23 protein-coding genes are annotated in these 23,652 nt (G+C 45.9%); 13 read left to right on the top strand and 10 right to left on the bottom strand.

The window, feature by feature from the left end; all coding sequences use genetic code 11:
* Positions 1 to 818, bottom strand: an 818-nt coding sequence (locus ACKI5J_RS17685) for a hypothetical protein (protein WP_407430864.1), incomplete at its 3' end; no start/stop codon positions are given.
* 294 nt (positions 819 to 1,112) lie between these two features.
* Here ACKI5J_RS17685 and ACKI5J_RS17680 point away from each other — a divergent pair.
* Positions 1,113 to 2,150 (top strand): aldo/keto reductase, encoded by a 1,038-nt coding sequence (locus tag ACKI5J_RS17680; protein ID WP_407430862.1) that lies wholly within the window; start codon positions 1,113 to 1,115, stop codon positions 2,148 to 2,150.
* A 233-nt stretch (positions 2,151 to 2,383) separates the two neighbouring features.
* On the opposite strand, the gene ACKI5J_RS17675 is transcribed toward ACKI5J_RS17680, so the two are convergent.
* Positions 2,384 to 3,019, bottom strand: a complete 636-nt coding sequence (locus ACKI5J_RS17675; protein ID WP_407430860.1) for a DUF4468 domain-containing protein — start codon at positions 3,017 to 3,019, stop codon at positions 2,384 to 2,386.
* 164 nt (positions 3,020 to 3,183) lie between these two features.
* Between ACKI5J_RS17675 and ACKI5J_RS17670 the strand changes: the two genes are divergently transcribed.
* The 3 genes from ACKI5J_RS17670 (at position 3,184) to ACKI5J_RS17660 (ending at position 8,197) form a co-directional block, all read left to right on the top strand.
* Positions 3,184 to 5,217 (top strand): M13 family metallopeptidase, encoded by a 2,034-nt coding sequence (locus tag ACKI5J_RS17670; RefSeq protein WP_407430859.1) that lies wholly within the window; start codon positions 3,184 to 3,186, stop codon positions 5,215 to 5,217.
* Positions 5,218 to 5,292: 75 nt separating this feature from the next.
* Positions 5,293 to 7,662 carry a beta-L-arabinofuranosidase domain-containing protein gene (locus tag ACKI5J_RS17665; protein WP_407430857.1) on the top strand — a complete coding sequence of 790 codons (2,370 nt, stop codon included), beginning with the start codon at positions 5,293 to 5,295 and terminating at the stop codon, positions 7,660 to 7,662.
* 136 nt (positions 7,663 to 7,798) lie between these two features.
* Complete coding sequence (locus ACKI5J_RS17660; protein WP_407430855.1) at positions 7,799 to 8,197, top strand: hypothetical protein; 399 nt, start codon at positions 7,799 to 7,801, stop codon at positions 8,195 to 8,197.
* A gap of 18 nt (positions 8,198 to 8,215) precedes the next feature.
* Here ACKI5J_RS17660 and ACKI5J_RS17655 read toward each other — a convergent pair whose 3' ends face one another.
* Positions 8,216 to 9,478 carry an MFS transporter gene (locus ACKI5J_RS17655; protein WP_407430853.1) on the bottom strand — a complete coding sequence of 421 codons (1,263 nt, stop codon included), beginning with the start codon at positions 9,476 to 9,478 and terminating at the stop codon, positions 8,216 to 8,218.
* 102 nt (positions 9,479 to 9,580) lie between these two features.
* Here ACKI5J_RS17655 and ACKI5J_RS17650 point away from each other — a divergent pair, with 102 nt between their 5' ends.
* Genes ACKI5J_RS17650 through ACKI5J_RS17635 form a run of 4 tightly spaced genes read left to right on the top strand, consistent with a single transcriptional unit; the run spans position 9,581 to position 11,731 of the window.
* Positions 9,581 to 10,015, top strand: a complete 435-nt coding sequence (locus ACKI5J_RS17650) for a MarR family winged helix-turn-helix transcriptional regulator (RefSeq protein WP_407430851.1) — start codon at positions 9,581 to 9,583, stop codon at positions 10,013 to 10,015.
* Positions 10,016 to 10,023: 8 nt separating this feature from the next.
* Positions 10,024 to 10,473, top strand: coding sequence for a GNAT family N-acetyltransferase (locus tag ACKI5J_RS17645; RefSeq protein WP_407430849.1), 450 nt, complete (start codon positions 10,024 to 10,026; stop codon positions 10,471 to 10,473).
* Between the two features lie 60 nt (positions 10,474 to 10,533).
* Complete coding sequence (locus tag ACKI5J_RS17640; protein WP_407430847.1) at positions 10,534 to 11,106, top strand: helix-turn-helix domain-containing protein; 573 nt, start codon at positions 10,534 to 10,536, stop codon at positions 11,104 to 11,106.
* Positions 11,107 to 11,119: 13 nt separating this feature from the next.
* Positions 11,120 to 11,731, top strand: a complete 612-nt coding sequence (locus ACKI5J_RS17635; protein ID WP_407430845.1) for a hypothetical protein — start codon at positions 11,120 to 11,122, stop codon at positions 11,729 to 11,731.
* Positions 11,732 to 11,734: 3 nt separating this feature from the next.
* Here the strand turns inward: ACKI5J_RS17635 and ACKI5J_RS17630 are convergent, their stop codons facing one another.
* Complete coding sequence (locus tag ACKI5J_RS17630; RefSeq protein WP_407430843.1) at positions 11,735 to 13,594, bottom strand: Nramp family divalent metal transporter; 1,860 nt, start codon at positions 13,592 to 13,594, stop codon at positions 11,735 to 11,737.
* A gap of 102 nt (positions 13,595 to 13,696) precedes the next feature.
* Here ACKI5J_RS17630 and ACKI5J_RS17625 point away from each other — a divergent pair, with 102 nt between their 5' ends.
* On the top strand, positions 13,697 to 14,167 hold the full coding sequence (locus ACKI5J_RS17625) for an Lrp/AsnC family transcriptional regulator (protein ID WP_407430841.1): 471 nt from the start codon (positions 13,697 to 13,699) through the stop codon (positions 14,165 to 14,167).
* Here the strand turns inward: ACKI5J_RS17625 and ung are convergent.
* Positions 14,164 to 14,838 carry a uracil-DNA glycosylase gene (ung, locus tag ACKI5J_RS17620; RefSeq protein ID WP_407430869.1) on the bottom strand — a complete coding sequence of 225 codons (675 nt, stop codon included), beginning with the start codon at positions 14,836 to 14,838 and terminating at the stop codon, positions 14,164 to 14,166. The genes ACKI5J_RS17625 and ung overlap by 4 nt on opposite strands.
* 69 nt (positions 14,839 to 14,907) lie before the next feature.
* Between ung and ACKI5J_RS17615 the strand changes: the two genes are divergently transcribed.
* On the top strand, positions 14,908 to 15,459 hold the full coding sequence (locus ACKI5J_RS17615) for a DUF2892 domain-containing protein (RefSeq protein WP_407430839.1): 552 nt from the start codon (positions 14,908 to 14,910) through the stop codon (positions 15,457 to 15,459).
* Between the two features lie 12 nt (positions 15,460 to 15,471).
* On the opposite strand, the gene ACKI5J_RS17610 is transcribed toward ACKI5J_RS17615, so the two are convergent.
* The 5 genes from ACKI5J_RS17610 to ACKI5J_RS17590 form a co-directional block, all read right to left on the bottom strand.
* Positions 15,472 to 15,684 (bottom strand): hypothetical protein, encoded by a 213-nt coding sequence (locus tag ACKI5J_RS17610; RefSeq protein WP_407430837.1) that lies wholly within the window; start codon positions 15,682 to 15,684, stop codon positions 15,472 to 15,474.
* An 85-nt stretch (positions 15,685 to 15,769) separates the two neighbouring features.
* Positions 15,770 to 17,491 (bottom strand): lysine--tRNA ligase, encoded by a 1,722-nt coding sequence (gene lysS / locus ACKI5J_RS17605; protein ID WP_407430835.1) that lies wholly within the window; start codon positions 17,489 to 17,491, stop codon positions 15,770 to 15,772.
* 59 nt (positions 17,492 to 17,550) lie between these two features.
* A complete protein-coding gene (locus tag ACKI5J_RS17600) occupies positions 17,551 to 19,464 on the bottom strand; it encodes an AMP-dependent synthetase/ligase (protein WP_407430833.1) in 1,914 nt (637 codons plus the stop codon).
* A 99-nt stretch (positions 19,465 to 19,563) separates the two neighbouring features.
* Positions 19,564 to 19,890: a HesB/IscA family protein gene (locus ACKI5J_RS17595; RefSeq protein ID WP_407430831.1), complete on the bottom strand. Its 327-nt coding sequence runs from the start codon at positions 19,888 to 19,890 to the stop codon at positions 19,564 to 19,566.
* Positions 19,891 to 19,965: 75 nt separating this feature from the next.
* Positions 19,966 to 21,159 carry an IscS subfamily cysteine desulfurase gene (locus ACKI5J_RS17590; protein ID WP_407430829.1) on the bottom strand — a complete coding sequence of 398 codons (1,194 nt, stop codon included), beginning with the start codon at positions 21,157 to 21,159 and terminating at the stop codon, positions 19,966 to 19,968.
* Between the two features lie 220 nt (positions 21,160 to 21,379).
* Here ACKI5J_RS17590 and ACKI5J_RS17585 point away from each other — a divergent pair, with 220 nt between their 5' ends.
* The 3 genes from ACKI5J_RS17585 (at position 21,380) to tpiA (ending at position 23,650) form a co-directional block, all read left to right on the top strand.
* Positions 21,380 to 21,628 carry a type B 50S ribosomal protein L31 gene (locus tag ACKI5J_RS17585; protein WP_407430827.1) on the top strand — a complete coding sequence of 83 codons (249 nt, stop codon included), beginning with the start codon at positions 21,380 to 21,382 and terminating at the stop codon, positions 21,626 to 21,628.
* A gap of 64 nt (positions 21,629 to 21,692) precedes the next feature.
* Positions 21,693 to 22,886 carry a GlmU family protein gene (locus ACKI5J_RS17580; RefSeq protein WP_407430825.1) on the top strand — a complete coding sequence of 398 codons (1,194 nt, stop codon included), beginning with the start codon at positions 21,693 to 21,695 and terminating at the stop codon, positions 22,884 to 22,886.
* Positions 22,883 to 23,650: a triose-phosphate isomerase gene (gene tpiA, locus ACKI5J_RS17575; protein ID WP_407430823.1), complete on the top strand. Its 768-nt coding sequence runs from the start codon at positions 22,883 to 22,885 to the stop codon at positions 23,648 to 23,650. The genes ACKI5J_RS17580 and tpiA overlap by 4 nt, the downstream gene beginning before the upstream one ends.
* The last annotated feature ends 2 nt before the right edge of the window (positions 23,651 to 23,652 follow it).

The following is a 23,652-nucleotide window of genomic DNA, read 5'->3' as shown; positions in this document are numbered from 1 at the left end:
GCCCCGGGGCGGAGACATGCATTGCTCGAAAGAGGGCTTGGTGCGTGCAGACAACCGAGAATGCGCATTTCATTGTGGAAGCATCGAGTCCCAAGACTGCATCCAACTGCGGGCGACAGTCTTGTCCGAGTTATTCGAGTTAGAACGCTTGCTAGTTCGCTGCTGAACATCATCCTCGACGTTGCCGGCCGCAGCCTTGGTCTTCCCCCTCCGCAACTCCAGTTCCAAGTTCCAGTTCCAGTTCCAGTTCCAGTTCCTGAACCAGTTCCGGTTCCAGTTCCTGGAGAAGGTGAAGTTCCAGTTCCAGGAGAGGTTGTGGTGCCGGTTCCTGTTCCAGGTTGAGGATAGGTGGTTGTGCCGGTACCCACACCGCTTCCGGTGCCAGAACCTGGTGAAGTGGTAGTGCCTGTACCAACACCGGTTCCTGTGCCTGGTGATGTGGTTGTGCCGCTACCTGTGCCTGATCCTGTTCCGGGATAAGTTGTAGTGCCAGTTCCCACTCCTGTTGCTGAGCCCGGAGTGGAGGAAGTTCCGGTTCCAACGTCTGTTCCGCTATTGGTTCCCGGCGATGTAGTTGAACCGTTGGTGCCAACTCCTGATCCGCTGCCGGTTTCTGTAGTAGAAGTGCCGGAGCCGGTTGCCCGGTCAGATTGACCTGATTTTTTCTTCTTTCCGGTCTTGGTTTTTCCGGTGTCACTCTGATTGGTACCTACAGTCGATCCCTGATTGTTGGTGCCGGTCGTCCCCGTCTGGGCGAACCCTTCGCTGAACATGAAACATGTAAAGGCGAAGCTCAATAATACACATACTTTTTTCATAATGTTTCTCTTTTGGTAGGTGAGATTGTTTACCGGTATTGGTACAATCGATGTGCCGCAGATTAAATTTTATGAATTAAGCCTGAACTTGTTACATGCCAGCAGGGGATGGGAAATTTTTTCCCTTGAGACAAAGCGCGGCGTATGAACGACACTATCTGTTTTTTTGGACACTGGTGTTAAATTTGTGAACACTTCGACCCGGAATATCCGGCAGACAAGGGCGGATTCTAATATCGCCGGTTCAAACAAATCTTTAGATCAGCCGTATTGTTATTCAAATCAGATACCCATATGGAATACAGACAACTTACCAATTCCGGGTTGCGTCTGCCTGTTCTAAGCTTCGGAACAGCAACTTTTGGAGGCGGAAATGAATTCTTTAAAACCTGGGGCGATACTCAGGTAAGAGAGGCAAGTCACATGCTTAACCTGTGCCTGGACGCAGGTGTCAATCTATTTGATACCGCAAATACCTACTCAAACGGCATGGCCGAGGAGATCCTCGGCAAAGCGGCGAAAGGCTTGCGCAATAAATTGCTTATATCGACGAAAGCTACTTTTCCAACATCCGATGGTGTATATGACTACGGCTCATCCAGGCACCATCTGATCAGGGCCTGCGAAGACAGTCTGCGGAGACTGGATACCGACTATATAGATATCTATCATATGCACGGCTTCGATGCCAATACTCCCGTGGAGGAAACACTTAAAACGCTCGACATGCTTATCCAAAGTGGTAAAGTGAGATACATCGCCTGTTCTAACTTCTCGGGATGGCATCTAATGAAGTCATTATCCGTTTCCGAGCGCTATGGATGGTCTAAATACTGTGCACATCAGGCGTATTACTCTTTACTAAACCGCGATTTTGAGTGGGAACTGATGCCTCTTGGCATCGATCAGGGAGTGGATACTATCGTGTGGAGCCCTCTGGCCAGCGGGTTACTTAGTGGCAAATATCGTCGTAACCAGCCTCTTCCCCAAGATGCCCGTGTTACGCAGGGGGGGAGCCCGGTCTCAAGCGGAACGATCAATTACGAACGGTTATATGATATTGTTGAGCTGATGGACGAGCTGTCTGAAGAAACCGGAAAGTCACATGCACAGATAGCACTCAACTGGCTCTTGCAGCGACCAACCGTTTCGAGTATTATCATCGGAGCGCGGAACGAGAAGCAACTGAAAGAGAACCTGGGAGCGATTGGCTGGAATCTGAGCGACGATCAGGTTAAGAAACTCGACAGGGTAAGTGAAGCGTTCCCTGCCTATCCATACTGGCATCAAAGACAATACGCCATGCTCAACGCCTCACCTGACTTATACTAGCCTGAGCGCTGCCGGTGGACAGCTGGCAGGCAGCTAGTGGGCAGCTAGTGGGTTTAGCCACATTGTAGCTACGTTGTAGCCACCTTTCAGCCACCTTTTCCTTGAAAAACGTGGCTACAGTGTGGCTACAACGCGGGATCATGGCGGCTGTACCCACCAGCTGGTGGCCAGCTCCCCACTAGCTGCCCACTAGCCTGTCAGCAGCAAATCTTAAGCTGCTGACAGGCCTTGACTTACCAGTCATCTTTTTTTACAGGATTAGCAGCGTTTGTCATATAGCTTTTAACAGAAGAAAGGGTTGCCTTAGCAAATTTGTCGGCAGTGATCAGAATAGTCTTGGCTGAATAAAGTTGCGTTCGCTCCAAAGATGTCAGTTTGCTGAATGTATACGATTCGGGCACCTGGTCGTAATATTTTTCAATTGGATTCGACGACGAAGGAAGGTAAGATTTGCCTACCCTCGCGGCGATGTTTTCAATCGAAAAGGAGTTCATTATCATTCTGTAACGGCCTTCTTTAATATTGAACTCAATTTTCATGTTTTGATAGTACTTCCTAGGAACAAGAACGCCCAGTGTTTTCACGCTGTATTTCTCTTCGGTTGAACCTTCGGCGATAATTGTCCCTGCATCTTTATCCTGTAACTTAATAACGCCGCTCTCGTTTTTGAAGGCCTCGGCAATCCATGCGAGTGCCTGGTTGTAGAGCTGATCTTTCGTTGCATGGGGAACTTCGCCCACCAGGGTGTAGGATACTTTCTTGTCGTCGTTAAGAGGAATGTTTTTCTTATTGAAAGGAAGATCGGTGTCCTGAGCTTGTCCGATAGTAAACATGAACAGCGACAGTGATAATAAAAAGAATGGTTTCATAGCAATTATTAAGGGGGCAAAAATAGTAAAATCCCGCACGGCGTTGCATTTATCCAGACCAGAGGACGAGCATGTGAAGGGGATACAGGAGAATAAACGGCCGTCTGATTCGCTTATTGCTAAAAAAAATGTAAATTTCTCCGGTCATTTAATAAGACGATAGTATGCATTTAAGGAACCTGTCTTATGCGGCCATGGGCGCCGCACTTATTTCGTTTGGAGCGTGTAATAGCGAAAAGCCCAGTAGTACTCAAAAATTTATAGACGTTACTAGCCTGGATTCTTCCGTTGCTCCCGGAGATAACTTTTTTAAATATGTAAACGGTAAATGGCTGGCAACGGCGGTGATTCCCCCTACGCAAACGAGTACCGGGGCCTTTGACGAGTTATATAACAAGACAAAAGCGAATATCAAGAAGCTTCTTGAAGAGGCGGCAAACGCGCATGCCGATAAAGGGACGGTTGAACAGAAGGTTGGTGATTTTTATGCCTCTGGTATGGATTCGGTTGCCATCGAAGGATTGGGGTATCAGCCTATCGAACCTTATCTGAAAAGAATAGACGCGATCAAAAATGTTCAGCAACTGCTGCGCTTTGAGGCAGAACTGGATAAACAGCAATCGGCAGTCTTCACCGGATTGTATATCGGTCCTGATGAAAAAAATAGCTCAACAAACATCTTAAGTCTGTATCAGTCAGGACTTGGATTGCCTGATCGGGACTATTACTTCAGGAAAGATGCAGAGACGAAATCTATCCAGGACGCGTATAAGAAGTGCATTTCCCAATTGTTTGTGCTAACCGGTACCACCGACTCTATCGCGACACAAGAATCAGAATTGGTTTACAAGTTTGAAGAAGAGCTGGCGAAAAGCCACCGCACCAATGTTGATCTGCGCAATCCTCAGATAAATTATAACAAAACGTCGGTTGCAGATCTGGACAAGAAGTTGCCTTTATTCAGGTTTAGCTCTTATCTTAAAAATCTGGGCACCGATACGGATTCTATAAATGTCGGACAGCCGGCCTACTATGAGAAGGTAAATGAACTGTTGAAGACAGCTCCCCTTGACACCTGGAAGCTATATATGAAGGCCCACTTCATCCGTGGGGCGGCATCCGCATTGAGTTCACCATTCGTAAATGCGAACTTTGAATACGGCAAAGCGATTTCCGGACAAAAGCAGATTAAGCCAAGATGGGAGAGGATCTATAGAAGTTCTGACGCCAACCTGGGTGAATTGCTCGGCCAGCTTTATGTTAAAAGACATTTTTCTAAAGATGCCAAGGAAAGAATGCTCGACCTTATCGACAATCTGGAGAAGGCGTTTGACGCCAGGATCGGGCAGGTGGACTGGATGAGTGATACGACTAAGAAAGTTGCCAAAGAGAAACTGCATGCCATCATTAAGAAAATTGGTTATCCGGATAAATGGAGAGATTACAGCAAAGTCGAGATCGACAGGGCAAAATATTTCGAAAATATCGTGTCATGCAGTAAGGCTGACTTTGAGTATCAGATGGCTAAGGTTGACAAGCCGGTTGATAAAGACGAATGGATCATGACCCCGCCCACCATCAATGCGTATTACAATCCGACGATAAACGAAATTGTTTTCCCTGCAGGAATATTACAGTTTCCGTTTTTCGACCTTAATGCAGATGATGCTGTAAATTATGGCGCAATCGGCATGGTTATCGGTCATGAAATGACGCATGGTTTTGATGATCAGGGCTCACAATATGATAAGTCGGGCAATTTGAACAACTGGTGGGCGCCATCGGATAACAAGAGGTTCAAGGAAAAATCGAAACAAGTAATCGATCTGTATAGCAGTTTCGTTGTGATCGACTCTATGCGTATCAACGGAGCCCTTACTACCGGTGAAAATATGGCTGATATCGGCGGTATCGCTATAGCTTATGACGCTTTTAAATTAACCAAGCAGGGCCAGGATACAACTAAGATCGACGGGCTGACCCCGGATCAGCGGTTCTTTATCGCTTATGCCCAGTCATGGAGAGATAAAATGGAAGATAAGTCTTTGCGACTACAGTTAAGTACCGATCCGCATTCTCCTGCTGAGTACCGGGTTAACGTGCCGTTGATGAATTTTACACCATTTTATAACGCCTTTAACGTTCGTGAAGGTCAGAAACTGTTCTTACCGGAAGATAAAAGAATTAAAATCTGGTAAAGATGCATTTCATTCAGGCAATATGCTCCGGCATGTTGCCGAATGATTTTTTAAGCCAGAAATAAACTAACCATTATGAACCAAAAAATTATTCATCTCCTATTCTCTTTGGCTTTGCTTAGTCCTGCTGTGGCGCAGGAGAAGCCGCTGAAGGCTTTTCCTCTGTCGGCCGTCAGGTTAACCGAAAGTCCTTTTTATAAGGCCCAGCATACGGATATGATTTATATCCTGTCATTAAATCCTGACCGCTTATTAGCTCCCTACCTCCGTGAGGCCGGCTTGAAGCCCCTGGCACCGAGCTATGAGAATTGGGAAAATACAGGACTCGACGGACATATAGGCGGGCATTATCTCAGTGCCCTGGCGGATATGTATGCTGCCACGGGAGACAAGGAAGTACTTAAGCGGCTGAATTACATGATCGACTGGTTGGACAAGTGCCAGCAAAAAAACGGTGATGGCTATGTGTCGGGCATTCCGGGCGGGCGCGCCATGTGGAAAGACCTAGCTGCAGGAAACATCAAAGCTGCGAGCTTTTCATTAAACGATAAGTGGGTGCCATGGTATAATATCCATAAAACCTATGCCGGCCTAAAAGATGCTTACCTCATTGGGGGAAATGAGAAGGCCAGAGGGATGTTGCTGAAACTTTCAGACTGGTGTGAGACTCTGGTTTCCGGCTTAAGTGACAAGCAGATTCAGGATATGCTGCGATCGGAGCATGGTGGGATGAATGAAATTTTTGCCGATGTATATGAGTTTACCGGTGACAAAAAGTATCTTACCCTGGCGCGCCGGTTTTCAGATATGTCTGTTCTTCATCCCCTGCTAAACAAGCAGGACAAATTAAACGGCATGCATGCGAACACCCAGATTCCAAAGGTTATCGGGTATATGCGTGTTGCTCAGGTGGCCGGTGACGACGCCTGGCGGGATGCTTCGCGTTTCTTCTGGGAGACGGTGGTAAATAACAGGACGGTATCGATTGGTGGAAACAGTGTCAGTGAGCATTTCAATCCCTCAGGTGATTTTTCATCGATGATTGAGTCGAAGGAAGGCCCGGAAACCTGTAATACTTACAATATGCTCAAGCTCAGCAAGGAGCTTTTCCTGAATGACCGTTCGGGCATCTACCTGGATTTTTATGAAAGAGCGTTGTATAATCATATCCTGTCATCACAACATCCTGATAAAGGCGGATTTGTTTATTTTACGAGTATGAGGCCGAACCACTACCGCGTTTATTCAGAGCCACAGGAAGGGTTTTGGTGCTGCGTGGGATCGGGCCTTGAAAATCATGGTAAGTATGGCGATATTATTTATGCCCATGATGATCAGAACCTCTTTGTAAATTTATTCATACCCTCCACATTAAGCTGGAAGGAAAGGAAACTTACCCTTACGCAACGTACCAGATTTCCTTACGAAGAACAAACAGAGCTTGTAATGAAATTGGCGCGTCCGGAAGAATTCGCTCTTAATATACGTGTTCCCAAATGGGTAGAGGGCGGATCGATAGCAGTCTTTGTAAATAACAAGAGGGCAGCTGCAGTTATAACCGATCGGAAATCTGGCTATGTATCGGTCAAAAGGCGGTGGAAGACAGGTGACGTGGTATCTGTGCGTCTTCCGATGGAGACGACTGCAGAGCAGCTCCCTGACGGATCTCCATGGGTTTCTTTTGTACATGGCCCTGTGGTTCTGGCAGCGGCTACCAAGTCGGCGGATTTGCCCGGTCTGAGGGCAGATGGCAGCCGGATGGGACATGTCGCTAACGGACCGTTGTATCCGCTGGACGAAGCACCTTTTCTGGTATCTGACCTGGCGTCGGCGCCTCTTGCCCTGAAGCCCGTTGAAGGTAAGCCACTTTACTTTACCGCCGCCGATATTATCTCCACTGAAAAATACCGCGACCTCCAGCTTAAACCATTCCATGAAGTGCACGACGCCAGATATATTGTTTATTGGCCTATGACTTCCCGGGCTGCGCTGGGCGAGATGAAAGCGGCTCTGAAGGAGTCGGAGGCACGGAAGATGGAAACCGATAAGCGAACAATCGACAGGTTAAACCCGGGACAGCAGCAGCCGGAGTCTGATCACAGTTTCAAAAGTGAAGGCTCGGAAATGGGCGTGCAGAGCAACAGGCACTTCAGAAATGCCAGGGGTTGGTTCAGCTATAATATGAAGAATCCGGCGAAGGATGCGCGGGTACTTCGCCTGACCTATTACGGAAAGGATACAGATAAGGAGTTCGCTATCTATTTGAACGATGTTAAAGTGGCGTCTGAATCGTTTCAGGGAGAGAAGGGAGACAAGTTTTACGATGTTGATTATGAAATTCCGGAAGCGGTCATTCGGCAGAATAAAGATCAGCTGACACTTCGGTTTGAAGCCGGCAGCGGATCCAGGACGGCGGATATTTACTTCATCAGACTGCTTCGTTAAATGGCAACAGTCAGGGAATCAGGATATAAATACCTGGTTTTCCGTATAAACACGTGTTTTTGCGGGTCTTGGCAATATGCCAAAACCATTTTATAGGAATTTTATTATAGAATACAAATAATCTAATGAACTACCTATGAAATACAAAATTTTAGCAGTGCTTGCAGTGGCGGGTGTGTCACTTGCGAGCTGTGGATCCAATAATCAGAACAGTTCGGATTCTGATACGTCGATGATGGAGAACTCTTCAATGGATACCGCTGGAGGAACCTCAACCATGACAGATTCTATGAGCACCGATAATAGCGGTGTTGGCTCAGGCTCAGGTTCAGCTACCGGCATGGACACTAGCGGAGGAACAGGGACTGGAGGAACTGGCAGTGGAACAGGCGGCACTGGAACAGGTAGCGGAACAGGCACTGGAACAGGTAGCGGAACCGGGACTGGAACAGGCAGCGGAACTGGGACTGGAACAGGAACAGGTACAGGGGGATCCGGATCGAACGGAAGTGGCTCTGCACCAACTCCAAGATAGCGGAACAAGGGTTGCATGTTAGGAATAGCATGCAACCTTTTCTTTTTGTCTTAATTTGAGCTGAAGGGCTTTAAACCGGTTACGCAACTGGTTTTTTTTGTATAACAACAAGCCGATGGTAATCACCAAGCCTGCTAATCCTTCGATAAAAACAACCGTTTGAGTACCCCAGCGATGTGCTAAAAAGCCGATCAACAGGCTTCCCAGTGGGAGCACACCCTGGTTTGCCATGATATAGTAACTAATTGTACGTCCCCTCATCCCGGGATGCGAATGCGTTTGTATATATGTATTGATGGAGGAATTCTGGATCATTAAGCCTGTTCCGGCAAAAGCCGTGAAGATGAGAGCCATAAGCAGAGAGGGTGAAAAGGCCAGGGCGAGAACGGAAAACGACAAGATGAACCCAGAGACGATAGTAACTTGATTAAGGTTGGTTTTAGATGTTAGTCTTGCCATATAAATGGCACCGATCAGAGCGCCGAGCCCCGCCGCACTTTCGAACCAGCTGAAGGTAGTTGCGTCGCCACTGAAAATGTCCTTCGCAAATACCGGGAGGAGCGTGATAAAGGGAATAATCATCAGGCTGGAAGCGGCCATCGTCAGGATCAGGGGAAAGATGTCTCTGGACGATACAACGTGCTGGAAGCCGTTCTGAAGGTCTGTCCAGATGTTTTGTGTAGGCTTGACCTCTTGTTCGATATTTAATTTCATCAGCATGAGGCATGCCAGTACAGCAATAAAGCTGAAGAAGTTAATGAGGAAGCATACTTCCTCACCCAGTGTGCTTAATACAATACCCGCCAGTGCAGGCCCAAGGAGACGTGCTGAATTGAAAACGGTCGAATTGAGAGCAATCGCATTTGGAAGATCTTCTTTCTTTTCAACGAGGTTAATCATTAAAGATTGTCGTGCGTTCACATCGAATGAGTTGATGATTCCCTGAGCAAGACTCAGTACTCCGATACAGAGCACATTGTAGTACTGAAACCACACCATGAAAGCCAGAATCCCTGCCTGGAGCATAAGGCCGATCTGCGTAAACATCAGAACCCTGTACTTATTGTGCCGGTCTACGAAGCTTCCGGCGAATGGAGAAAGGAACAACGAAGGTATCAGACTCAGAAAGGTGATGGCTCCCAATAGAAATGCTGAACCGGTAATGCTATAAACCAGCCAACTGACTGCTACTCGTTGCATCCAGGTGCCAATCAATGATATTGCCTGTCCGGTAAAAAACAAGCGGTAATTGTAATATTGAAGTGAGCGAAATATATGCATAGCGGGTTTTAGTAAAGTAACTTTACAAAGTTATTGGTTTTTATCTTCTTAATGATAATTATATAGTCATAAAATGCTTACCTTTGTAAAGTAATTTTAGTTATGGTGAACCCGGATTATGAATTAGCCGCTCAATTGCGAAGCGTTGCGACAAGGCTGACAAGGCAAATCAGAAAGCAGAACGTCCGTACAGATTTCTCCAATAGTGAGATTTTGACGATGGCCTTACTGGATCAATATGGCACACTGCTTCCTTCGGATCTGGCGGAACTGGAACGTGTATCCAAGCAGGCAATATCTCAAATTATCAACCGTTTGTTTGAAGCGGGATATGTACAGCGCGATTATATAGAAGCTGATAAACGTAAAGTGGTGATCTCGTTAACGGAGAGGGGCTCCGCCATGCTGGCCGAAACCCGGCGTATAAAAGAGGAGTGGCTCGCCAAAGCGATGTCGGAAGTCTACTCCAATGAAGAACTCGCGCTAATTAAGGCATTTTTGCCCTTGCTTCAACGGATTACAAATTATAACGGTTAATTTCGGCAATGTCATATATCAAGATAACCAAGAGGTTCCAGGATCTCAGTCTCGAGCAATTATACCAGATATTGCAACTTCGTAACGAGGTGTTTATTGTGGAGCAGAGATGTGCCTATCAGGATCTGGATCATCTTGACGAACAGTGTCATCACCTGATGATGTATGACGAGGGCCGGCTGATTGCGTATGCGAGGATTATCCCCCCGGGGATATCATATAAAGAAGCTTCAATTGGTCGGATCGTGACTCATGCGCACTATCGCGGAAAGGGTGTTGGTGCAATAATGATGAAGCTGATTTTATCAGACCTGGAGGATTTGCTCGGTAACCGGCCGGTCAAAATTGGTGCTCAATTATATGCTGAAAAATTCTATGAGAAGTTTGGATTTGTGAGAAGCAGCGAGGTCTATGATGAAGATGGTATAGAACATATTCAGATGATCAAATCGTTCTGACGTACATACAAACCATTTTCGGCGTTATATTAGTAGAAAATAAAGTCCAAGCTTATCCGTATGACAGAGATTTACATTAAAAATATGGTTTGTCCGCGATGCATATCAGCAGTGAGGCAAATTCTGGAGGAACACGGTTTGGATGTTGAAGCGATTGCGCTTGGCTATGCGCGTGTTGGTGGTTCCTGTGAAGCTGCCCGGATCGCGGAGATCGGTAAGGCTCTCCAGGCTCAGGGTTTTGAGCTGATTGACAGCGGAAAAAACAGGCTTGTGGAAGGCATAAAGACCTTAATCATCGATATGATCTTTCACCAGGCTGACGGTGTCCGGAGATGGAACTGGTCTGCGATGATAGCCGAAGCCTTGTCTCACGATTATAACTATCTGAGTACCCTGTTCTCTGCAACAGAGGGGATCACCATTGAGCAATATATCATCAGACAGAAGACTGAGCGTGTTAAAGAGTTGCTATGTTACAATGAACTTAGTTTAAAAGAGATAGCCTATATGCTGGGCTATAGCAGCGCCGCACATCTTTCGACGCAATTTAAGCGTGTAACCACTTATACGCCCGGACAGTTTAAGGCTATGCACCATAAGCGTAATAGCCGCATTCCTCTCGACGCCATTTGAAAAAATAGACGTAATGAATTATTTTAAGATCATCTTTTTGTTTCTCTCCATCGGTTCGGTCTTCTCTTGCGGGGTAAAAACGCAGGTTAGTCAGCTCGAAGCCCTTCAGCATTGTGTGTTTGGGGTCAATTCGATAGACAGCGTTTATGTTGCCGGTGTTCCCGTTGACAGAATAGTGAAAAAGGGCGGGTTGGATATGACCCGTGCTCCGCAGCTTGCTCTGGCATTCTTCCAGCAGAAAGTCCCCCTCAGGGCGCGCCTTGACCTGGGAATAAGTAATCCGGGGACTGAAGATGCGGGTATAAATGACTTTGAATATATACTGATGGTTGCTGATTATGAGCTGTTAAGAGGGGTATATGAGCAAACGATCCTGGTACCCGGGAACGGAGGCGAGGTGGCTGTGCCCTTCGCTATACATACGGATATCCATCCTGTTATCTCCAGGCCGGAAAACCAACGTATGCTCTCTGATTTCTTTTCTGCTTCAAAAGATACTTCGGTTACTATCACGCTGAGGGTTAAGCCAAACATTGTTGTAGCGGACAGAAAGATTTCCTATCCTGGATATATCGACATCAAGAAGCGCCTGAGCAGTCGGGAAGTGTTGAGCTATTTGCAGTAAGGCCTATTTTCTTACGATCAGAATAGGTATTTTAATCCGGTGTCTGACGGCGTTTACAGTAGTGCCAAATATCATATCTTTCATTGTTTGGTGACCATGCGCCCCCATAACCAGCAGATCCAGGTGGTTGTCGACCGCCAGTCTGGAGATTGCCCTGGCGACATTTCCATAACCAATCCGTATATGGGCGTGGTACCCTAATTTCTCCAGGTTGAGGCGATATAGGTCCAGGTTGTCAGCATCGCTCTTCGTTTCAAAATCCATAACTCGATCTCCATGATAGCGCGCGCCGGCTGTTTCGACGATATGGATAAGGAAGTATTCGGCATTTTTACCTCCTTGCATAAGCGCGTGTTCGATGGTGGCTTTGTCATTTTTAGAAAAGTCCACTGGGATACCTATGGCTTTGTAGGATACGTTTTCCACACTTGGGATCTCCTCGGCCTTCCCATGCGGAACGTTCGACGAGATGATGGCTTGCGTTTTGAACAGGGGGTGGAAAGACACGTAGAACAACAGGGCGATCACTGCAAGAACTACAGGAACTATAATGATATAAAGCCACCAGCTGTTGCTGGTGTTCATCCAGGAATAAATCTCTTCGTAGACAAGTTTGATATTCAGGCTCACAATAATGATGGCACTCAGCCAGGCCAGGACTTTCACCCAGGGCTTTATCGCAAATTCGCCCATCTTGCTTTTATCTGAGGTGAAATGAATTAAAGGAATAACGGCGAAACCGAGCTGCAGACTAAGGACGACCTGGCTTAGAATAAGAAGTTCTCCCAGTGCCCCCTCGCCGAAGTAGAGAATGGTGAAGAATGCCGGGATGATTGCCAGTAAGCGTGTAAGTAGGCGCCTGAGCCATGGTTGGATGCGCAGCTTGATATGGCCTTCCATGATTATCTGTCCGGCTAAAGTTCCGGTAACTGTAGAGCTTTGTCCGGCGGCAATCAGCGCGATAGCAAAGAGGGCTGGAGCCAGCGATCCAAATATGTTATCGAGCAGCTTATGTGCATCCTGTATCTCTGCGACCCCGAAATATCCGTTTTTGTGAAAAGCAGTCGCCGCCAGGATCAATATAGAGGCATTCACGAAGAAAGCCAGGTTCAGGGCAATGCTGGTGTCGATAAGGTTAAATTTTAATGATTCCTTGATGCCCTTGCTTGTCCGTTCGATCTTCCTCGTCTGAACGAGGGAGGAATGAAGGTAGAGGTTGTGGGGCATGACGGTTGCCCCTAAAATCCCGATGGCAATGTACAATGCATCGCCGCTTAACATGGAGGGTTCCAGACCCGCGATGACGTCTTTTATTTCGGGTTCGATGATGAACATTTCTACCAGGAATGAGAGACCTACAATGAAGACCATAGACAGAATGAAGCTTTCCATGACCTGCATTCCCTTGTTGAGCAGGAAGAGCAGCAGGACGGTATCAAGAATGGTGATGGAAACGCCCCAGATCATAGGAAGGCCAAACAAGAGGTTCAATCCTATAGCCATACCGATAATTTCGGCAAGGTCGCATGCTATAATGGCAATTTGGGCGAGAATAAACAGGGGGAAGTTTGCCCATTTAGGATATGCATTCCGGGATGCCTGTGCCAGATCAAGCCCCTGTACGACACCCAGGCGGACGCTGAGCGACTGCAGTAACAGGGCGATCAGGTTGGACATTAGCAGCACCCAGATCAGCTGGTATCCAAACTGGCTGCCTCCGGCGAGGTCGGTTGCCCAGTTGCCCGGATCCATATAGCCAACACTGACCAGGTACGCGGGCCCTAGAAATGACAAAAGCTTACGCCAGCCTTTCTTGCCGGCAGTGATTACTGATGAATGTACTTCTCCAAGTGACTCGTTCATGTTTAATCTGCGCGTTAAGCAAACCTAATAAAAAAGATTAGATTACTCTAAAATAAAAAATCTTTCTAAATTGTTTTAAATTGGCTGCCTAATTAAAAACATATGCCGTTCCAACCCGATAAAACAGATTTACAAATTCTAAAGCGACTCCAGGAAAATGGGCGAATTACCAATTTGCAGTTATCAAACGAGATTGGTCTTTCGCCTGCTCCCACACTTGAGCGTGTAAGAAAGCTCGAGAACTCGGGAATGATTAAGAGCTATCATGCTGTAGTTGATGAAGAAGAACTGGGGCTTGGGATAAAAACTTTCATACAGATTCAATTGGATTTTCATCATAACAATACGATCCAAACTTTTGTTGACGAGGTGAAAAAAATAGATGAGATTACGGAGTGCCATCATGTAACCGGTGGCTGTGATTTTATTTTGAAGGTCTATGTGAAAGACATCAAATCTTACGAGAAGTTGATTATGGAAAAGATCGGTAAGATCCAGGTGGTGAAAACGTTCCAGACGATGATGATCCTGTCAACAAGCAAAAAGGAAGCAGTGCTCCCTTTTCAATATTAAACCTGCCAGTTAATGGGTGTTTGTCCCTGCTTCTTCAGAATGGCGTTGGTTTTCGAGAAATGACGGCATCCGAAGAAGCCGGTATGGGCAGAGTAGGGGGAAGGATGTGCTGCTGTAAGGATAGTATGCTTTTCCCCGTCAATCAAAGGGATTTTTGCCTGAGCATTTTTACCCCATAGCAGAAATACTAATCCTGTACGCTTTTCAGACAGGGTTTTAATGACCTGGTTGGTGAATAACTCCCATCCTTTTTTGTGGTGTGAAGCGGGTGCTCCTTTTCTGACAGTGAGTGTTGCGTTAAGAAGAAGTACGCCCTGGTCTGCCCATGAAGTGAGTTCGCCATGTTGTGGCTTCACAAAATCAGGGATGTCGCTTTGAAGCTCTTTATAAATGCTCCTTAAAGAAGGAGGCACACTCACTCCTTTTTGCACGGAGAAAGATAGCCCGTGCGCCTGTCCGTTTCCATGATAGGGGTCTTGTCCCAGGATCACCACTTTCACCTCATCAAATGGAGTGTGATGGAAAGCGTTAAAAATCAATGGATCGGGAGGGAAGATTACTTTACCCTCCTGCTTTTCTTTTTGCAGAAAAGCGTTCAGATTTTTCATGTAAGGCTTTTCAAATTCATCTTCAAGAACGGCTTTCCACGATTCATTAATTAACACAGTCATCATGTATATTTTTGGTTTTAGGAGCTAAATAAGCGATATTTGCATCCTGTTTTAATAAGAAATACAAATATGCCAAATTTCGTCAGATTAATAATCGCCTTTGCTTTGTTAGGGGCAACCGTTGCTTTAATGTTCTTTAGTTATTGGGGATGGGGAGTGCTGGTGCTTTTACTATCTATTATCGTCTTCGTAACCTTTTTCTTTAACGAGAAGATGTTGATAGCACAATATTATCTGAGGAAGGAAAATATGGAAGCTTCAGAAGCCTGGCTGAAGAAAATTAAAAACTATGAAAGCGAACTGTTGAAGGCCCAGCATGGTTACTATCATCTCCTGATCGGTTTGATTGAGTCGCGAAAGGCACCTTTACAGTCTGAGAAATATTTCAAGAAGTCGCTTGCCCTCGGGATGACGATGGATCATAACATTGCGCTGGCTAAGCTTAGCCTGGCGGGTATTGCCATGGCAAAACGCAACAAGCGCGAAGCCACCATGTACTTGCAGGAAGCTAAGAAGGCCGATAAGAATAAGTTGCTTGCGGAGCAGATTAAGATGATGCAGGGACAGATGGGGCAGCTCGATAAGCAGCAGGTTCAGACAAGGGGCTTCAGACCGAGATAGGTCTTTGCCCTTTTATTTGTCGTCAAGATGGTCAAATAAGTTGATCCGCTGATCATTTGCTCTTTTGCTGATGATATCATCTTCGTCTTCGTGAAGCATGGAGGAGAAGAAGGTTTCCGCCTGAATGCGCTTGATCAGTGTATTAATCAACGAGAGGTCGAAATCCTGCTTGTTTAGCTTAATGAGATATTCTTTGTCTGTTATCTCTATACTTGATAGATTCATAGTTATTATTTTAATAGCGAAAATAAGAAAGCCCTGTAAACTTAATGTTTACAGGGCTTTATATTTAAGTTAAGTTAGAGATGTATTATTCAAACCACTCCATGACGGCTTCTTTGGAGGGTATGGCAATATCTAGCTTCAATTTCTTGCGCATGCCTCCTAAATCGTTGAAGACTTTGTTTGGATTGGCTGCCTTTAATTCTTCGATGGTATTGAACCCCATTTTTATAAGTACAGGTACCCATTCTTCAGGTACGCCTATGGCCAGGTAATCGCTTACCGAAGCCACTTTCAGCTTCTTCTCGGCACGCATCTGCGGGAAGAACAGCACTTCCTGTATAGTGCTTTGGTTTGTCATCAGCATGACCAGGCGGTCGATTCCGATACCTAAACCGGCTGTTGGGGGCATACCGTATTCAAGGGCCCTGAGGAAGTCTTCGTCCATGGCCATCGCTTCTTCGTCACCGCGGTTTGCGAGCAGGAGCTGGTCTTCGAAACGTGCTCGCTGATCAATCGGGTCGTTAAGCTCCGAGTACGCGTTTCCGATCTCTTTGCCAAGAACGAAAAGCTCAAAACGCTCAACTAAGCCTTCTTTGCTCCGGTGTTTTTTGGCCAAAGGAGTCATTTCAATCGGATAATCGGTAATAAAGGTTGGCTGGATTAAGTTGGCTTCTACTTTTTCGCTGAAGATCTCATCGATCAATTTACCTTTACCCATTGATGCATCCACCTCGATATTCAGGTCCTGGCATACCTGACGCAGTGAGGCTTCGTCCATGCTGGATACATCGATGCCGGTGTATTTCTGTATGGATTCGAACATAGACAGTTTTTCATATGGTCCGGTAAAGTCGATTACATGCTGTCCGACGGTTACCCTGGCTTGGCCATGGATAGCGATCGCAATTTTCTCAATACACTCCTCAACCATTCCCATCATCCATATATAGTCGCGATAAGCAACATAAATTTCCATGGACGTGAATTCGGGGTTATGCGTTCTGTCCATTCCTTCGTTGCGGAACATCTTTCCGAATTCATAGACGCCGTCAAAACCGGCAACGATCAGGCGCTTCAGGTAAAGCTCATTAGCAATACGGAGGAACAAAGGCATGTCGAGCGTATTGTGATGTGTTTTGAAAGGCTTCGCTGCTGCTCCGCCATGTACAGGCTGGAGAATCGGTGTTTCTACTTCCATCCAGCCCTGACTGTCAAAGTAATTGCGCATGGTGTTGATGACTTTCGATCTGTTGATGAAAATCTGCTTGAGGTCGGGGTTAACAGTCAGATCCACATAACGCTGACGATAACGCATTTCAGGGTCTGTAAACCCATCGAATATGTTTCCTTCTTCATCACGTTTTACCACTGGAAGGGGCTTAAGCGACTTCGACAGCAGGGTCATTTCGGTAACGTGGATCGATATTTCGCCGGTTTGGGTGGTGAACACAAAACCTTTGACACCGATGAAGTCACCTATGTCAAGTAGTTTCTTAAATACCGTGTTGTAAAGTGTTTTGTCTTCTCCCGGACAGATGTCGTCACGCTTAATATAGGCCTGCATCCTTCCGGTTGAATCCTGTAACTCAGCAAAAGATGCGCTACCCATGATGCGTCGGCTCATAATCCTGCCGGCAAAACTGATGTTCTTGTACGAAGTTTTATCTCTCTCGTAGTTTTTTAGAATATCTTCCGTAGTAACGTTTATTTGATATGCTTCTGCTGGATAAGGATCTATTCCCAGATTGCGTAGCTGCTGCAGTGCCTCACGGCGTATAATTTCCTGTTCGGATAAGCCAATACTCATTCTTTGTAATTTTTGCAAATATAGATATTCGGGCGTAGTGTACCAATCTATGCCGGTTTTTACTCGTTAAAACTTTCCTCCGTATATAGCATGTTGATATCGTCGGCGTATTTTTTCTCGATCACTTTACGTTTCGCCTTAAGGGAAGGTGTCATTTCGCCTGCTTCTATAGAGAAGGGTGTCCGCTTAACTTTAAAGTTTTTGATACGTTCGAATTTCGCCAGTTCGCCGGAAAGTCTTTTTATATCTTCACTGATCCAGGATATGACTTCGGTTTCTGATATGAACATTTCGGTACGTTCGAAGTACTCTTCCGTAAAGCCAAAGGTTTCCTGGAGGGACTCTTTCGAAGGGACGACAATAGCGGTTATGTATTCACGTTTATCGCCGATAAGGAATATCTGTTCAATCTTCTGGCTCTTGAGGTATGTGTTTTCTACCGGCGTAGGGTAGATGTTTTTTCCGAAAGAGTTCACCAGGATGTTCTTTATTCTATCTGTTATTTTAAGGTTCCCCTTGTAAAACTGGCCGATATCACCTGTATGGAACCAGCCATCCTGATCAATCACCAGGGCCGTTTCTTCGCGCTTGTTCCAATATCCCTTCATGACGCAATGGCCTCTAACAATAATCTCTCCTTCGGGCGATTCGAGATTTTCGTTAAAGGAATTATGTGTTTGAACGGTATGTATCTTTTTCGTGTCTACATCCTGGATGCCCACCTCGATACCGGGAAGAATGCGGCCAACGGTTCCGTATATCTGCCGGTCATACTCTGTAACGGACATAACGGGGGAGGTTTCTGTAAGCCCGAAGCCTTCGAGTACTTTAATGCCCAGGTTTCCGAAGAATTCACCTACATTTTTGGGAAGTGCGGCCCCGCCTGAGATAAAGAACTTCAGGTTGCCGCCGGTTTTTTCTTTTATCTTACTGAAGACCAGTTTGTCTGCGAGCTTCTGCTGCATCGATAGTAAAAGGCCTGCCGACCTTCCAGAATCGGTAATCTTCCTGTATTTTTCCCCGGTTGACAATGCCCAGTTGAAAATGGCGGCTTTAGGGCCACCACCCTGTGTGCCGCTCTTGATGGCTTTGTCATGGATGCGTTCGAGTAGCCGCGGTACGCAGGCCATGATGCTTGGCTTTACCTCTTCCATGTTCCGCGCAAGCAGTTCCAGGCTCTGGGAGAAGGCGATGCGGCATCCTTTTGTGCATGATATGTGGTAAGTCGCGGTACGTTCAAATACATGAGAAAGGGGCAGGAAAGACAAGAACATATCATCCTTTGTAACGACAGGAATTTGTTGAAGGCTGGCCCTGGCATTTTCCACGAAATTGGCGTGGGTGAGCATTACTCCCTTGGGAATACCGGTGGTGCCGGAGGTGTAGATGAGTGCAGAGAGGTCGGAGGGAAGGATAGCCTCCCGACAGGCGTTGATCTGTTTTTTACGTTCGCCCAGCGATTTCTTTCCCTCTTCAATCAACTGTTTGAAGCCGATGATGCCTGCGATGATGCCGATATCCTGAACGTGTTTTTCGAACTGATCGAAAGCAGGGATGATACGCTGAAGGGACGGACAGTTATTGGCCACTTTGATAATCTTCTTTAACAGGAATGCGGTTCCTACAATGATCGTTCTGATGCCGGCATCGTTGATTATATACTCAATTTCGCTCTCGGTAAGGGTAGGGTATATGGAAACATTTACAGCACCTATTTGCTGAAGCCCCTGATCGTAGAAGATATATGACGGGGAATTTTCGAGTATGAGTCCCAGACGGTCGCCTTTGCGGATGCCCATGTCCAAAAAATAAGAAGATATCGCGTCGGCAGTGTCGAGCGTCTCTTTGTAGCTAATCTCTTTCCATGAATCACCTGCTTTATGCAGAAGAAAGGTGTGATTTTCAGGATGAACGCCAGCCACTATATTGCGAAGCAGAGAAGGAACGGTAGTCGGTTCGTTGGTGTGATGCATCTAAGTTATATTGGTTGCCAAAACAATTTACTGATATTATGACAGATATACAAAAAGGGGCTTTTGGCCCCTTTTACATCACAAAGATATTATTTTGTGTTAAACTGAAAAACTTTCTCCACAACCGCAGGTACGTGTCGCATTGGGGTTGTTAAAGCTGAAGCCTTTTCCGTTAATCCCGTCTGAAAAATCAAGCTCTGTGCCTGCCAGATAAAGAAAAGACTTCATATCCAATGCAATCCTGATTCCTTTATCTTCAAAGAACTGATCGTCAGCTTTGGTTATATTGTCAAAGTCCATATTGTAAGACAAGCCTGAGCAGCCACCGCTCTGAACAGAAACCCTGAGGAAGTAGGATTCATCGTAATTGGAGTCCCTGACCAAATCTTCGATTCGTGCTTTTGCTTTTTCTGTTACTGTTATCATGGTATTGGTGTTTTGATCATTAATTTAACAACGAGGTTATTGACATGTTTGTTGCATAACCGTTGCTTAGATGTATTATTTAGATGAATTGTTTGCTTCCCGGGCGATTATCCAGGCGGGGGAGATACTTCTCAGATGCTCCACAGCCCTGGTCACTTGTCCGATGGTGAAATCTATTTCCTCTTCTGTATTAAAGCGGCCGACCGCTATGCGGATAGCAGAATGTGCAAGCTCGTCGGTGAGGCCAAGACTTTTCAATACATAGGAGGGTTCCAATGACGCAGAGGTACATGCAGATCCTGACGAGACCGCAATGCCTTTCATGGCCATCATCAGCGCCTGTCCATCAACGTGCTCAAAGGAAATGTTTAATACGTTCGGTAATCTGGCAGACTGGTCTCCGTTGATATAAGTGTGTTCGATTTTTCGAAGTGCTGATTCGAGTTTGTCACGAAGGTACAGGAGTCTGGACTGCTCCCCGGCTCCGGCATCAGCACATAGCGCTGCTGCTTCACCCAAACCAACGATCCCGGGCACATTTAAGGTTCCTGACCGGAAGCCGCGTTCGTGGCCTCCTCCGTGAATCTGCGGCAGTATGGTTACCCGTGGGTTCCGTCGCCTCACATAGAGTGCGCCAATGCCTTTCGGGCCATACATCTTGTGGGCCGAAAGAGCAAGCATATGAATGCCATCTTCTCTTACATCGACCGGAATTTTTCCGACAGCCTGCGTAGCGTCAGAGAAAAATAAGATATTATTGTCGGCCGCTATTTGCGCAATTTCCCTTATCGGTTGAATAACTCCTGTTTCATTATTGGCATACATTATGGCGATCAGGATGGTGGCCGGAGTTATAGCTGCCTTGAGGTTCCTGAGGTCGATTATGCCCTCAGCATCAACCGGTAGGTAGGTAATATCAGCACCGATTTTTTCGAGATGTTTGCAGGAGTCAAGGACTGCCTTATGTTCGGTAACACAAGTGATGATGTGATTGCCTTTAGCCCTATAGGTCTCAAACGTACCTTTTAGCGCCAGGTTAACTGCTTCTGTCGCTCCTGATGTAAAAGTGATTTCGATACTGTCGGCCCCTATCAGACTCGCTATCTGTTGGCGGGCTTTGTCTACTGCCTCCTCAGCAATCCAACCGAAACTATGGTTGCGGCTAGCTGCATTACCAAACTTATTGGTAAAGTAAGGGAGCATCGCATCCAATACTCTCTGGTCTACCGGAGTTGTTGAGTTATTGTCGAGATAGATGGGGAGATTCATATTTTCTGTCGGAACGTAGCTTGAGCAAAGGTAAGAAAAGTTTAAAGTGTCCGGACGTTTTCACCTGGTTACAGGCACTTTAATGCGTCATTTTTTTGACATAATGAATGATTATCCTATATTTGCCACTTGAACCGGTAAGCGATGCTAAATAAAGTTAAATTACATTTTGATGTAATGGAAATTTATTTCATATTTGCGCCCTGAAAAAGTTTAGATCATGAAGGCTGATTTGCACCCAAAAAATTATAGATTAGTTGTTTTTAAAGACATGTCAAACGACTATTCTTTCATTACAAAATCTTGTATTGACACTAAGGAATCCATTAAATGGGAAGATGGTAACGAGTACCCTCTTATTAAATTGGAAATCTCTCACACATCTCACCCGTTCTATACTGGTAAGATGAAACTGGTAGATACTGCCGGTCGTATTGATAAGTTCCGCACACGTTACTCTAAGAAGTAATATTTCTCAAAATATTTTTTGAAAGTCCGGCTTACAGCCCGGACTTTTTTTATTTTTGACCTAAATGACCATTACCTTATTTGATGACTCTGCGCGTGATAGTCTGTTGCCTCTTACATTTACACGGCCCGTTGCCAAGCTAAGAGTCGGAATCTTGACCATTGCAGAAAAATGGGCGAAGCATCTGGACAGTGATGTCGCCTTTTTAACAGTTGCTTATCTTCAGGAAAAGTACCCATACGATCACCATGTTGATAGTCTGTTTATAAACGGTTCTGTATGCCCTGACGAGTACCTTGTCGAAGCGATCGGAGCGCTGAAAAGCGGCGAAGCGTTATACGCCAGTGATATTTTGCTGGCCGTAAGGGGGGTACAAGCAGCGTCGGGCGTTCCTGTCATAAACCTGGAGGGTTTTAAACTTATTTCCTATAGCCGCGATTATTGTCGCATTGTATATCCTGAGCATATTTTTTTACATAACGAACAGGAAATTGTCAGGGACTTTGAGCTGATTACCGCCGGGAGGACGTCTGCTTCTCTTAGCTCAACGAATACCATTCTGGGTGACCAGATTTTTGTAGAGGAAGGAGTGGAAGCAGAATGCAGTACCTTCAACACGCTGAAAGGTCCGGTTTATCTGGGGCGTAATTCTGGTGTATGGGAGGGGTGTATGGTTCGGGGAGCGTTCGCACTATGTGAGGGAGCGCAGCTTAAAATGGGCACCCGTATATATGCTAAGACCACCATTGGACCGTATTGTCGTATTGGCGGGGAGATAAATAATGCAGTTATAATGGGTTACTCGTCAAAAGGACATGACGGGTATCTTGGAAACTCTGTTATTGGAGAATGGTGTAATCTGGGGGCGGACACGAATAACTCGAACCTGAAAAACAACTATGCTTCGGTGAAACTATGGGATTACGCCCATGATTGCTATAGAGATACCGGCCTGCAGTTTTGCGGTCTTATTATGGGTGATCATTCCAAATGCAGCGTCAATACGATGTTTAATACGGGAACGGTTGTTGGTGTAAGTTCCAATATCTTCGGAGCAGGGTTTCCGGAAAATTTCGTGCCTGACTTTTCATGGTACGGGATTGGGAACAATACCGAATATCGTTTAGATAAAGCGATTGAAACAACTGAACGTGTTTTCGCCCGAAGAGAGAAGGAGTTGGATAAAATGGAAAGGGGTATCTTTACTGCGGTATTTGAGTTAACCAAACATTACAGAAATATAAAAACTAAATTATGAGAAAAAAAATCGTTGCAGGAAACTGGAAGATGAACCTTGACTATTCAGCAGGGTTAAGTTTATTCTCTGAAGTGCTTCATATGGCGAAGGACGAGATTCGTGGAGATCAAAAACTGGTTGTATGTCCGCCGAGCCTTTACCTGCATAGCCTCAGCCAGATGGCAGGCCAGACCACTAACGTGAGTATTGGCGCGCAAAATAGCCATCAGGCGGAAGCAGGTGCTTATACAGGTGAAATATCCGCATCTATGATCAAATCGGTTGGTGCGGAATATGTTATATTGGGTCATTCTGAGCGACGTCAATATTTTGGAGAAACAAATGAGCTCCTGGCCGAAAAAACGCGGGCCGCTATAAAAGCAGGTTTAAAACCTATTTTCTGTATCGGAGAGACTTTGGAACAAAGAAACGGCAATACGCATTTCGACGTTATAAAAAGACAGCTTACAGAGGGTGTTTTTGAACTTGGCGTAGGCGACTTCTCTACTATCGTGCTGGCTTATGAGCCGGTTTGGGCAATAGGTACAGGTGTAACAGCAAGTCCGGAGCAAGCCCAGGAGATTCACGCTTTTATACGTAAGGAAATAGAAGCCCGGTACGGAGATGCAGTTGCAGAAGATACGACTATCTTATACGGTGGAAGCTGCAACCCAAAGAATGCGGCAGAGCTTTTTTCTCAGAAAGATATTGACGGTGGACTTATCGGGGGCGCGTCTCTTAAATCACGCGACTTTATCGACATTGCAAAAGTTTTTAATCATTAAGA

The organism is Arcticibacter sp., assembly GCF_045629565.1.
Classification (GTDB): Bacteria; Bacteroidota; Bacteroidia; order Sphingobacteriales; family Sphingobacteriaceae; genus Arcticibacter.
Note: the sequence above shows the minus strand (reverse complement) of the source record. Positions and strands in the feature narration are given on the sequence as shown.